Source organism: Parabacteroides sp. CH2-D42-20, assembly GCF_003670185.1.
In the GTDB taxonomy this organism is placed as follows: domain Bacteria; phylum Bacteroidota; class Bacteroidia; order Bacteroidales; family Tannerellaceae; genus Parabacteroides; species Parabacteroides distasonis.
Window position 1 is genome coordinate 69,974 of the sequence record NZ_RAYG01000027.1, and the last position, 12,582, is coordinate 82,555.

The 12,582-nt window shown below is 49.9% G+C and carries 8 protein-coding genes; 3 read left to right on the forward strand and 5 right to left on the reverse strand.

The genetic code is table 11. The features are described from left to right. Positions 1–4: 4 nt before the first annotated feature. From D7V92_RS15995 to D7V92_RS16005, 3 genes are read left to right on the forward strand one after another with little or no spacing between them, the layout of a single operon-like run. Positions 5–1,723, forward strand: coding sequence for a tetratricopeptide repeat protein (locus D7V92_RS15995; protein WP_121773294.1), 1,719 nt, complete (start codon positions 5–7; stop codon positions 1,721–1,723). After that, positions 1,720–2,565 carry a DUF4292 domain-containing protein gene (locus D7V92_RS16000; protein ID WP_005860032.1) on the forward strand — a complete coding sequence of 282 codons (846 nt, stop codon included), beginning with the start codon at positions 1,720–1,722 and terminating at the stop codon, positions 2,563–2,565. The genes D7V92_RS15995 and D7V92_RS16000 overlap by 4 nt, the downstream gene beginning before the upstream one ends. A 6-nt stretch (positions 2,566–2,571) precedes the next feature. Continuing rightward, entirely contained in the window at positions 2,572–3,891 is a 1,320-nt protein-coding gene (locus D7V92_RS16005; protein WP_044545170.1) for a murein hydrolase activator EnvC, read from the forward strand. A 118-nt stretch (positions 3,892–4,009) separates the two neighbouring features. Here D7V92_RS16005 and D7V92_RS16010 read toward each other — a convergent pair whose 3' ends face one another. The 5 genes from D7V92_RS16010 to D7V92_RS16030 all read right to left on the reverse strand — a co-directional run bounded on the left by D7V92_RS16010 (position 4,010) and on the right by D7V92_RS16030 (position 12,575). Then, positions 4,010–4,864, reverse strand: coding sequence for a phosphatidylinositol-specific phospholipase C/glycerophosphodiester phosphodiesterase family protein (locus tag D7V92_RS16010; protein WP_121773295.1), 855 nt, complete (start codon positions 4,862–4,864; stop codon positions 4,010–4,012). Positions 4,865–4,904: 40 nt separating this feature from the next. Next, positions 4,905–6,533 (reverse strand): trehalase family glycosidase, encoded by a 1,629-nt coding sequence (locus tag D7V92_RS16015; protein WP_121773296.1) that lies wholly within the window; start codon positions 6,531–6,533, stop codon positions 4,905–4,907. Between the two features lie 205 nt (positions 6,534–6,738). Continuing rightward, the gene (locus D7V92_RS16020; RefSeq protein ID WP_005860025.1) at positions 6,739–7,887 is read right to left on the reverse strand and encodes an alkaline phosphatase; all 1,149 of its coding nucleotides are present in this window, start codon (positions 7,885–7,887) and stop codon (positions 6,739–6,741) included. A 21-nt stretch (positions 7,888–7,908) separates the two neighbouring features. Beyond that, positions 7,909–10,782 carry a GH92 family glycosyl hydrolase gene (locus D7V92_RS16025; RefSeq protein ID WP_121773297.1) on the reverse strand — a complete coding sequence of 958 codons (2,874 nt, stop codon included), beginning with the start codon at positions 10,780–10,782 and terminating at the stop codon, positions 7,909–7,911. 161 nt (positions 10,783–10,943) lie between these two features. Continuing rightward, entirely contained in the window at positions 10,944–12,575 is a 1,632-nt protein-coding gene (locus tag D7V92_RS16030) for a RagB/SusD family nutrient uptake outer membrane protein (RefSeq protein ID WP_121773298.1), read from the reverse strand. Positions 12,576–12,582 lie beyond the last annotated feature (7 nt).

Sequence of the window (12,582 nt, forward strand, 5' to 3'; positions counted from 1 at the left end):
TAGGATGTTTAAGCAACTGATATATCTCATCTCTTTCCTCTCGTTGGTCGCTGTGCTCCCGGCTGGTGCTACAGAAACGGAGAAGGATCAACGTAAATTCGATTACTTCTTTTATGAGGGCTTGAACTTGAAGAACGCCGGGAAATTCGACGCCGCTTATGATGCCTTCAACCATTGCTTGGCGATTGACTCGACGGCGGCTCCGGTCTTGTATGAGCTTTCTTCTTTTTATGTGCAGCTGAACCGTCCAGAGAAAGCGGTCGAGATGTTGAAAAGAGCCGTAGCCAACAGCAAGGATAATTTCACGTATAAAATGGCATTGGCGTCTATCATCCGGAATCTGGGTATGTATGGCGAAGCCGCCGAGGAGTACGAGGAATTGGTTCGTGATTATCCGGAGAAGGAGGAGTTGAATTATTATCTGGCCGATGCCTTGACGCAAGCCGGCGAGATCGGGAAGGCGATCGAGGCTTATGACGCATTGGAGTCGGTTATGGGTATGAACGAGGCGATCTCCATGCAGAAATACAAACTGTACGTCCAGTTGGAGAAACCGGAAGAGGCTTTCAAGGAGATCGAGAAGCTAGCGGCTAAATATCCTATGGAGGCCCGTTACCAGATCGTATTGGGCGATCTTCATTTGGAAAACGGGGAGATGGACAAGGCTTTGGCTTGCTATCAAAAAGCGAATGAGATTGATCCGACCGACCCTTATTATATCGTCTCTATGGCCAATTACTACGAGGCGAAAGGGGATAAGGAGGCCGCCGAGCAACAAATCCGCAGCGCTTTGGTAAACGAGAAGCTGGACGTGGAGACGAAAGTGAACATCCTTTCCCGGTATATCTTGAAACTGCAACAAACGAAGCAAGGAACTGAGAACGCGAACCATTTATTCCAAACTCTTTTGGAGCAACATCCGGAGGATATCGACTTAAAACTGATGTATGGCGGTCTCTTGATGGCCCAAGGAAAGACAGAGGAGGCGAAATTCCAGTTCCAGTTGGTAACAGAGATGGAACCGGGTAACGCCGGGGCTTGGCAGCAATTGCTGAATCTGGCTTTGAAAGGGGAGGATATCCCGGAGGTCATCCGTATCTGTACGGCTTGTATGGAGCTTTTCCCCGAGTCGCCGGAATATTACTTCTATCTGGGTATCGCTTACTACCAACAACAGAAATATCAAGAAGCCTTGAATACCTATTATGCGGGCTTGAATATCATTCCGAAGGAGAACCTGCCGCTGAAATCGGATTTCTACGGCCAGATCGGTGATATTTATTACCAGATGGGGCAATTGGATCAAGCGTATAAAGCGTACGATGAGGCATTGAAGTACAATGACAAGAACGTGGTCGTACTGAACAACTACAGTTACTTCCTTTCCTTGGAGAAGAAAGACTTGAAGAAGGCGGAGCGTATGAGCGCCCAATGTATCAAGCTGGAACCGGACAACGCCACGTATCTGGATACCTACGCTTGGATCTTCTTCGTACAAGGAAACTATACCTTGGCGAAAATCTATATCGAGAGCGCTTTGGAGAAAGATAAGACAAAGAGCGCCGAACTCGTGGATCATTATGGGGACATCCTTTTCATGAACGGTGATAAGGAAAAAGCGGTGGAGCAATGGAAAAAGGCGAAAGAGATGGGGAAGGATTCCGAGATCTTGAACCGTAAGATCGCCGAGCAACAATATATAGAAGACGAGAACGCGAAATGAAAAGAGACTATTTCTTGACCTTCCTGTTATGTGGAGGTCTTTTACTTTCGATGTTGACAGGCTGTAAATCGTCCAAGAAAGTCGGGACGGTGGAATCCGCTAGCGTGAAGGCTCATAATGAGTTCTTCCAGTCGGTGGAGGATCAATCCTTCCAGTTCCGTACCTTGACGGCTCGGCTGAACGTGGATCTGGATATCCCCGGTAAGCAAATGAGCTCTCGGGTGGATATGAAGATGGTCAAGGATAGCGCTTTCCAGCTGTCGGTACAGCCATTTCTCGGGATCGAGATCTTCCGTATCGAGTTGAGCCGGGATACGATCAAGGTGGTAGACCGCATGAATAAACGCTATATGATCGAGAATTATTCCAATTTGCAAGGACAGACTCCGATCGAGTTCAACTTCTATAATTTGCAGGCTCTTTTCACGAATCATCTGTTTATCCCGGGGGAACAAGGCGTTTCCCGTAAGCATTATAATCGGTTTAAGCTGAATCAAGAAGGTCCGGTCGCCGAGATCAAGACGAAGGATGCCATGGGGCTATTCTATACCTTTAAGGCGGACGGCGAGGAGAAACTTCTCTCTACCTATGTAGCGGACCCTTCCGATCGTTATGCCTTGCAATGGCTGTACGAGGATTTTCGCTTGGTGGATCGGCAGCCGTTCCCGATGTTGATGGATGTGCAGGTGTTGAAGAACGGGAATCCCGAGGGTGGGGTGAAGATCCATTACTCCCGTATCCAACTGGACGAGCCGCTCAAGTTGGATTTTTCGGTTCCTTCTAAATATAAGCGTATTACCTTTGCGCAAGTATTGAAAACGATTACGAATCTGAATCAATAATCTATCATGAGGTACGTCTGGATCGTTCTATTGGCATTGTCTTTATCTACCGTGGTTTACGGTCAGAAATCCGCTGCTGTCCGTCAGTTGGAGCAGCAGCGCAAGGAGGCGTTGGCCGATATCGAGGAGACGAATAAATTATTACAAGAGACGGCCCAGACTGCTAAAACTTCCCTGAACCGTTTGAATCTACTTTCCAAACAAATTCTTTCGCGTAAGAAAGTCATCAGTTTATTGAATCAAGAGCTGGATGAGATCGAGAAAGATATCTTGAATATCCAAGGCCAGTTGCGCACCTTAAAACGGGAACTGGGCGATAAGCAGACGAATTACGGTAAATCGATGCGAGGGCTTTATAAACGCCATAGCTCGCAAGATAAATTGTTGTTTATCCTATCCGCCGAAAGTTTCTCTCAATCCATGCGGCGTATGCGGTATTTGCGGGAATATGCGGATTGGCAGAAGCGGCAAGCGAATGACATCGTTGAAAAGCAGGCCGAGATCAGCCGCAAGCAAGCTGAGATGGAGAAGACCCGTGCCGAGAAGCGTGTCCTTTTAGGAACTCGTCAAGAAGAGAGTAAGAAGCTAGAAAGTGAGGAAGCTTCTCAGAAAGAGGAAGTCCAGCTATTGAATAAGAGACAAAAGGATTTGAAGGCGGATCTCCAAAAGAAGCGTCGTCAAGCCGAGGCTTTAAACCGACAGATAGAGAAGCAGATCGCCGAGGAGATCGCCCGTGCCGAGGCCGAGGCGAAAGCCGCCCGTGAACGTGCGGAACGTGAGCGTCGTGCCCGTGAACAAGCTGCCGCTAAGGGTAAACCCGTACCGGAGAGTAAAAACGAGCCGATCCGTGAGGAACGTGTGGCGGATACGAAAGGGGGCTATGCGATGACAAAGGCGGAGAAGCAATTGTCCGATAACTTCGCCAATAACCGGGGACGTTTGCCGTATCCGGTGGCCGGAAGACATACGATCGTCTCTACATTCGGCGAGCAACAGCATCAGGAGTTGAAATATGTTCGTACCAGTAATAGTGGTATCGATATCCAGACCTCACCCGGGGCGGATGCCCGTGCGGTATTCAATGGGGAGGTAACGCGTGTGTTCGTGGTGCCGGGGTATAATAATTCCGTAATCGTTCGTCATGGTAACTACTTGACGGTTTATAGCAATTTGAGTCAGGTATATGTAAAAGCAGGCGACCGGGTCTCTACCCGTCAAGCGATCGGAAGGATCTATTCGGATCCGGAGGACGGTAATTCCACGATCCTCCATTTCCAATTGTGGAAGGAAAAGACGAAGCTGAATCCGCAGCCTTGGTTGGAATAAAAGCGGTTGTGATATGTTAAAACTATGATGGGCATTATAAGGCTGTTACGATGCCTGTTGTAAGGATGCTAGAATGCCCATTGTAACAACCTTATAATGCCTATTGTAATTTTCTCGTTTAACGCTCGTTCAATACGTTGTATAACCCATTCAGATCATCGGCACCCACCAAGTCTACGCCTTCCTTGATGAAGAAGCGTTTGAACTGCTCGGTATCCGGGGCGCCCCACCAACGGAATAGTTTTCCCTCATCGTGGACTTTCCGGATGATCTCACGCATCTTCTGTAGTTGGTCGGCGGGCATCTCGCCTTCACCTTTCCAAGTGAAGAAATCGGAGTAATTATCGCTTATGACCGGAGCGAGGGAAGCAGGGATGCCCTGTCCCAGATCCTTTATTTGTCCGTCGAGGAAGGTGAAGCGGCTGTTCTCTTTCGGCAGGCTGCTCTTCGGACGGTCACCGGAAAGGAAGAAGAGGACGGCACCTTCTTTATATTCGCCGTTATCGACGGAACAGAAATATTCCTTGTAAGGTTCCATCTGTTTCTTTAATAGCTTGTACATCTTTTCGCCTTGTGCCTTGCAATCCACCATCAGGTAGAAAGGACGATCGCTATCGGGATAGACCTTACCTCCATTCGCTTGTATGCGGGCCACGAGCGGCTTGAGGTATAGGTTCTCGAAGGTAATGGCCGGATTGGGTTCCGGGCGGTCATGGGAAACGTATAGCTCGTCATCGATCAGCCACAGATCGGCCTCCACGCAGTTGAAGCGGAAGGACAAGGCGTCCAGCAGAGGTCTCTCCCGCCAGTAATCATTGTGCGAGAAGGCGTTGTAATGAATTGCGGAGGAGGCTTTCTGAATCGTCTGCTCCGTGGTTGTCTCCGCCACTTGAACTGTGTCCGATCCCTTCGGGGAGGAGCAAGCCGTACAGAGGGCGAGGGAGGTGATAAATAAGGATAGAATCTGTTTCATATACTAATTGTTTTTTGAGTCTAGTTGTAGATTTACTGTTTTATATGGTTTGCGTGCCGGGTTTTACGTTAGCCGTCTTCTGTTTGTCGCCCCAAAGGACGGTTAGTTCCAAGGGGACGTCGCTGGTAATTTCTACCTGCGGCTCTTGGGTAGCGGAAGAGCGGGCCTTGACTTTGATCGCTACCAGCCCGTCGAGGCCGAAAGGATAACGGTCGATGCCATAAGCCTCGGTCAAGTTCACGTCTACGGTCAATTTCTTCTCGTACACATTGGAGCGGATGCCGAAGATTTGCTCGATCAAGCCGGAGATCGGTGCCAGTCCGCCCCAGCCCACGAAATTCGGGCGAGCCATGAAGCCCGGCTCCTCATGTTCCGGAGCGTAGTATTCCCAGAACGTACCGGTATTCTTATACACCTTCAGGACGTTATCATAATGGTTGCGTGCGATCTCGTAAGCCAATTTACGATAGCCTTGTTGCAATAGGCCGGTAATCACCATATAGTTCGCTCCCGGCCATACGCCACCCTGCCAGTAGCGGCCGTTATCCTTGTATTTAGGATGGTTGGCGGCAAGGGAAGGGACGCGGTGCAGGCGGTTGAATGTCTCCTTGTTATCCAGCTCGGCCACGAAAGCATCCATGCGTTCCTTGGACAGGACATCGGTCAATAAGGCCCAGTATGCGTAGATTCCCTTGGTGGAGGAAAGGCTTCCGTCGGCGTATTGATCGAAAAGGAAATGCTCCTTCTCGTCCCATAGGTTCTCGTTGATATACTTCTTTAGCATCTTCTGCTCGTCCTCGAACTCCTCGATCTCCTGCCAACGCTCCAGATAGAAACCCATCTCAAGCAGATGCCCGGCGGTGAAGTATTGTTGCAAGCAAACGTCCAGCCAGATCATATGGCCGTGGCTGTATATCGGGTTGTATTTCGGTTCCACCCGGGGCATGTTGTCCATGCCGGTACCCCAACCGCTGGTCCAATACGTACCGTTGCGCCACGTATGGTTTAGCTTCAACCATTTATAATAAGCGCAAAGGGCGGGGAATATCTTGTGTAGGCGGTCTATATCGCCGAACTGCTTATAATAGACGATCTCACTCCAAGGGAGGATATTCGGTCCGGTGCTGGTCGGATCGTAACGCTCGAAACAGTCCGCTCCGTCCGCCTTGATCTCCCGGCAGATGAAACCGTCCGGATGTTGTTTGGCGTAGAAATTATCTAACGTACGTTGGAAGGGGAAGAAGCGGGTACCGAAACGGGCGAACATCATCATGAAGGCGGAGTCCCACATGAAGATATTGCCGTTGTAGGCGACATCGAGGTAGCTGCATACGAAACCGGAATCCGGTTCCGGGGCCTTGATGTTGCCGATGCCGATTTGCCAAGCCTTCCAGTACATCTCGATTTCCTTCTCGTGTCCGCTCCAAGTCGGGTCCGGGAGGATTTGCTTGGCCTCCTCGAAGGTTCCGGGCGTGATGGTCTCCGGTTTCGCCGTCCGGAACTCGTTCTCGGTCACGAAGGGTTCCTTCAGGTAGGTGTTCTTGTAAGGAAGATTGTACTTGGGGCGTTTCTCTTCCATTTTCTCTTGCGCTAAAAGGTTCCCGGCGGGAACGGAGGCCGCACCTGCTGCGAGAAGGGATTGCTTTAAGAAGTTTCGTCTTGTTGTCATTCCTTATGATATTTTTATTGGGGGAGAGAGGGAGAAGGTGTGCCTCAGTCGGTGAACACGGTCCTCCCGGTCGGGTACCGTAGTACTGCTAGTCAAGTACTGCTGTCCTGCTAGTCAAGTACCGCTGTCCTCTCAGCCAAAGTACTGCGGTACTTGACTAGCGGGATAGCCCTGTTATACTCTCCATCGGATGAATACTGTTTGATTATAGGTTCAGGAGCTTTTTGATCTTCCAGAAGATATCCGTATTCTCGAAGATACCCGTGAAGTTCTCGGCGCCCGGGCCGAAAGCATAAACGGGAACCATCACGCCGCTATGCCCTCCGGTGGAGAATTTACAAACGATACGGCCCTCGTTCAGATCCCCGTCCACCAAGGTAAGGCCACCGGTCTCGTGATCGGCGGTTACGACAACCAATGTCTCACCGTCTTGGGCGGCCCATTCGAAGATACGTCCGATCGTACGGTCGAAATCATGTGTCTCTTGCATCAACAGGTCGATATCGTTGAAATGTCCGTAATCATCCAATTGGGAGCCCTCTACCATCAGGAAGAAACCTTCCGGGTTTTGTCCCAGCAGATCGATCGCTTTCATCGAGGCACGAGCCAAGAGATCGCCTCGCTCGGCGGGAAGCGGGGTATCTACGGTATCGGTAACGCAGAATACCTTGCCTTTTTGAATCTTCGCCAGTTCCTCCCAGCTACGGGGAGTCTGGTAACCTTTCTCCCTTAATTCCTTGAACAAATCACGTCCGTCTGCACGGTTCTCGAATAGCTTGGAGCCGCCGCCGAATACGTAATCGACGCCACAGTTCACGTAATCCGCTACGATCTCGGCCTCGGCGTCGCGATCCGTATTGTGGCAGCAGAAGTCGGCGGGCGTAGCGTCCCATAGGCGACAGGTAACGGCGATGCCGCTTGACAGGCCTTTCTTATTCGCCAAGGTAGCCAAAGATTCCAAGGGCTTGCCTTCCGGGTCTACGCCTACCATATGGTAGTTCGTTTTATGGCCGGTGGCCAGTGCGGTACCTCCGGCTCCGGAGTCGGTGATGAGGCGGTTGGCGCAATAGGTTTTCGAGAGGCCGGTGTATTGGGAGTTGTCTAGCCAGAGCTTGCCCCGGTTGGCGGTCCAAGCGGAATACATGTGCATAAGGCTCATGCCGTCGCCGATCATGAGGATCACGTTCTTTATTTTCTTTCCGGTAGGGGGGACTAGTTTCTTGACCTCGTAAGGTTTCTCTAGTACATACGTTTGTTCTTTGTCTCGGCGACTTTGTGCCGCGGCCTCCGGAACGATCATGCCGGATAGCAGGATGGCTAAGGCGGATAGCACGGATAGAGTTGTTCTTCTCATATGATTCAGTATTTAATATTATCAATTTATATAAAGGTTCTCTGTTGGGATCGCGTCTAGTTTGGACATGCTTGGCGTACGCCAGCTCCAGCCTAGGTACTCACCCTCGTAATCCTCGAAATAATGCAAGGCGAAGGGGTGGTAGCCTTTTTGTAAGGGGATGCGTCCCGTCGCGTCGATGGCGGCGTGGGAGGCATCATTGTCCACTACCTTTTCTTTGCCGATATAGAGGACGCTACCGTCATCCGAGCGGGTACTGAACTCATAGACTCCATCTTCCGGGGCGTATATATATCCGGTGAAGATATAACCGAAATGATCCGGCAATTTAGCGTTCAGGATAGAAGGCTCAGGTATTGTTCCGGTCTCGACCACCTTCGCCTTTTGCAGATCGGCTACCCATTGGAACTCTCCTTCGTAATAAGTATAAGCTACCCCATGCTTCGTAGGCTGTATGGATAACGCGGGGCGTAATACGGCTTTTGTCGCTTGGATCGAGTACGTACGGCTGGGTACGAATCCCTTTTTATATCCTTTGACCTTGATAATCGTGGTCTCTTTTAAGACGAATGGCTCGCTGTATACCGGAGCGTTCTCATCCGGTTCCGATCCGTCAAGCGTGTAATGGATAACCGCCTCGGGTGTCGTGGATTTTAGTTCCGCCGTAATCTCACCTTCAAATAAATCCAGATCATTCGCTATGTAAGGGATAGAGACGGTAGGTTGCTCCGTATAGGAATAGGGAGCGTACTCGGGAGCGGTTCCCCAACGCTTGTCCGGTGTCGCCGAGAGCGTAAAGTCCAGCGTCCCCCCTTGCATCAACTGGTCGTAGGTGATGTAGCAATGCGATATCTCCTCGCCGTTTAAGGTAACCTTCGTGATATACTTGTTCTTATCCGGCTGGTTGGCGGTAATGACCAATGTCTTGCCATTGCCCAGCTTCATGTTCGCCTTATCGAACAACGGGGTCGTTAGGATAAACTGGTTGCTACCCGGACATACGGAGTAGAAGCCGAGGCTGCTCAAGATATACCAAGCGGACATCTGGCCGCAATCCTCATTGCCGATGATGCCTTCCGGCGTGGGCTGGTACATCTCGTCCAGCAAGCGACGGGTCCATTCCTGTGTCTTCCAGGGCTGGCCCACATAGCTATATAGGTAAGCCATGTGGTGGCTAGGCTCGTTGCCATGCGCGTATTGACCGACCAATCCGGTAACGTCTACCAGATCGCCGACTACCTCGGAGGTAACCATAAATAAGCTATCCAGATCAGCGATGAACGCCTCCCGGCCTCCGAACAACTGGGTCAATCCATATACGTCATGCGGGGTAAAGAAACGATATTGCCAGGCCGTAGCCTCCGTATAGGAACGTCCGATGGCGAATGGATCGAAAGGAGTCTCCCAATTCCCATCCTGCCGTTTGCCCCGGAAGAACCGGGTACTACCGTCGAATACGTTGATAAAATTCTGGGAGCGCTTGATGAACGTCTCATAATCATCCATATGTCCTAAAGCTTTCGCCATTTGTGCGATACACCAATCATCGTAGGCGAATTCCAATAGGCAGGAAACCGATTCTTTCTTGATATTCGTCGGGATGAAGCCTTCCTTTATATAATAATCCGCTCCTTTCTTATTCTTCTCAGCGGAGATCTTCATCGCTTCGAGAGCGTGTTCCGCGTCATATCCGCGAATACCTTTTAAATAAGCGTCCGCTATAATCGATGTGGAGTGATAACCGATCATGGTTCCGGTCTCGCCTGCCGATAAGGGCCATAACGGAAGCTCGCCGCTGGCGTCGTACATATCCAAGAGAGACTGTACCATATCATTCACCAAGGTAGTATCCAACAGAGTCATCATCGGATGCCAGGCCCGGAAGGTGTCCCAAGTGGAGAAGGTGGAGAATTGGCGGCGACCTGCCGGGATCGTCGCTACGCTCATGTCGTGACGGCGGTATTGTCCGTTCACGTCGCTCGCTATATTCGGAATGATCTTGCTATGGTATAGCGCCGTGTAGAAATTCGTGCGCTCGGCTTCGGTGCCTCCTTCTACCGTGATAACGTCCAGCTCTTTTTCCCAATCGGAACGTGTCGCTTGATGGATGGCATCGAAATCAAAGCCATAGGAATCCGTCTCTTGCTCAAGGTTCAGACGGGCGTTCTCCTCATTTACGATCGATACCCCGACTTTGCAGACGATGGGCTTTCCGGTAGTCGTATCGAAGGTAAGTACGGCTTGCCGTTCGGAAGGCTGTTCCATGGAAGAGAAGGGTTGCGAGAACTGCGCTACAAAGAAGACATATTGATTGTCTACCCAGCCCCGGGTACGCCGCATACCGGTAAGCTCATTCTCCCCAGTTTGCTTAACCCAGCCTTCGTATATATATTCGTTATCCAATAAATGGTCCATATCGACCACCAACGTAGCCTCTGTCTCTTTTTTATAGGTATATCGGTGTATCCCGACATGCGGGGTCGTGGTAAGTTCCGCTAATACACCTGCCTCCTTGAGATTCACCGAGTAGTAGCCCGGGGAAGCCTTCTCGTCCGAGTGCGAGAACGCTAAAGGTGTCTGGAGAGACGGGCGGAATAGGATATCGCCTAGGTCGATACATCCCGTACCGCTTAAATGGGTATGGGAGAAACCCATTAAGGTAGAATCGCTGTAATGATAACCGGAACAAGCGTCCCAGTTACCTTTCCGGGTGTCCGGGCTTAGTTGGACCGCTCCGTAAGGAGCCGTGGCCCCGGGATACGTGTGTCCGTGAAATCCCGTGCCGATAAACGGATTCACGGAATCGATGGGGGATTGTGGTGCTTGGCTACAGGCCGTGAATAAGGCTATTATCCCTGTACACAAGCAAGAAGAAAGCGTTTGAATTAATCTCATGGTATATTTTTTGTTTAATATATAGTATACAATAGGCAAAGGTAAGCTACCTATTTGAGATATGCGTTTTTACCCGGTAGAAAATAACACGGGCTGTTTCATTTTCTGAGACAGCCCGTAATTGAATCTTATTCGTACCTTGATCGGTTTAAAGGAGCCGGTTAATATCCCTCGTTCTGCTTCAATTGACCATTCGATTTAGTAATCTCTTCACTTGGATACGGGAATACCATCATATGCGCTTGATAGGCGTTTTTGTTGGTGTAATCTTCGTAACCAATAATCGTGAACGCAGATTCCGGATTCGCCCGGTCTTCATATCTGCGGATACGTGGATGTGCGTTCAACTCTTTATCGGCCAATGTCTTTATGTCGGCATTGGAAGAACGGCTCCAACGCTTTAAGTCGAATAGATGGTCTGTAAACTCAAAGGCTAATTCACAACGGCGTTCGTGATATAGATCCTTCATCGTGGCGGTACCGGTAAGCGGTGTCAAGTTGGAGCGTAGGCGGATACGGTTGATGTCTGCGGTTGCTTTATCGGCTTGACCTGTCATTAAATATGCCTCGGCACGGAACAATAACATTTCTGCGAAACGGATGATCGGGAAATTGACACGGACGGTAGGCCAGTCTCCGTTAGCACTCACGGCTCCTTCACCTACAGGGTCTGAGTATTTGAAAGCGTCCATGTATTTATTGATCATGAAACCAGCTTCAAGGTCGGAGGTAGACCAGAATTTGCGTGTCTCGCCGAAGAACGGGAACTCTTGGTTGTATTCCAAGATTGAGCGTACTAAACGGTCATTGCCTTTACCATCTTTCGCCATTTCTTCGTAGATGTCGTAAGAGGGCTTCATCTGTCCCCAACCATTATATTTGCCCCATCCTTTGTTCTCAAGGATAATGCCCGGGAATTCGGTACCGCCCGGTAGTGCGCCGCCGATACTCGGAATAGTCCAGAGATATTCGGCGTTCCAATAATCTTTCAAGTCAGACGAGAATAGTTCTGCGAATGTAGGAGCTAGATCTCGATTGTAGTTGTTCTCCAATTGATTGACCATCTCGATGACGTTGTTCCATTGGGTAGCATCCCAAGTAGCCCAGTAAGCATAAGTTTTCGCTTTGAACGCCACGGCAGCAGCCTGATGTGCCCGGCCCCGGTTGTCGGCGTCATAGGATTCGAAGTTTGGAAGGTAGGCGATTGCCTTGTCCATATCTTCGATGATCAGTTTATAATTGTCCATAACGGTAGCTTGCTGAGGCGGTATGGAGTTGTCGTAATCGTCGGGGAAGTCCTCGTAACGTACGAAAGGTACTCCTTGTTTATCCGTACCGTACCGATAAGCGATCAGATAATGTGCCCAGCCGCGACTGAAGTAAGCTTCGCCCAAGCTGCGTTTCTCGACGGCGGTCAGCGTCGTTCCCTTTTCTTTCTTCACTAATTCTTGGATGATCCAATTCGCACGGGACATAGTAGAATACATACGGCTGAATACATCTCTTAGAGGAGATTCATCACCGGTATAGGCTAAGGTCGCCAAAGAGTTATAACCGCGTGTACGTCCCCAAACAATGTCGCATGCGGCTCCCTGTTCCCAGAATAATTCACGGCCGTAACAACCCTCTTGATGGAATCTTTCATATAATCCGTCAATGGCATCAATGGCCTGTTGATCATTCAAGAAATAGGAGGTTGTAGTTGCGTTTCCTTCCGGCTGAACGTCGAGGAAATCGCTACAAGAACTACAAACCAATGCGGATAATGCTAATACTGTAATATATCTTTTCATTTTGATC

Excerpts from the sequence above, each read along its gene's own strand:
- D7V92_RS15995 (WP_121773294.1), top strand. The coding sequence starts at position 5 with ATGTTTAAGCAACTGATATATCTCATCTCTTTCCTCTCGTTGGTCGCT.
- D7V92_RS16000 (WP_005860032.1), top strand. The coding sequence starts at position 1,720 with ATGAAAAGAGACTATTTCTTGACCTTCCTGTTATGTGGAGGTCTTTTA.
- D7V92_RS16005 (WP_044545170.1), top strand. The coding sequence starts at position 2,572 with ATGAGGTACGTCTGGATCGTTCTATTGGCATTGTCTTTATCTACCGTG.
- D7V92_RS16010 (WP_121773295.1), bottom strand. The coding sequence starts at position 4,864 with ATGAAACAGATTCTATCCTTATTTATCACCTCCCTCGCCCTCTGTACG.
- D7V92_RS16015 (WP_121773296.1), bottom strand. The coding sequence starts at position 6,533 with ATGACAACAAGACGAAACTTCTTAAAGCAATCCCTTCTCGCAGCAGGT.
- D7V92_RS16020 (WP_005860025.1), bottom strand. The coding sequence starts at position 7,887 with ATGAGAAGAACAACTCTATCCGTGCTATCCGCCTTAGCCATCCTGCTA.
- D7V92_RS16025 (WP_121773297.1), bottom strand. The coding sequence starts at position 10,782 with ATGAGATTAATTCAAACGCTTTCTTCTTGCTTGTGTACAGGGATAATA.
- D7V92_RS16030 (WP_121773298.1), bottom strand. The coding sequence starts at position 12,575 with ATGAAAAGATATATTACAGTATTAGCATTATCCGCATTGGTTTGTAGT.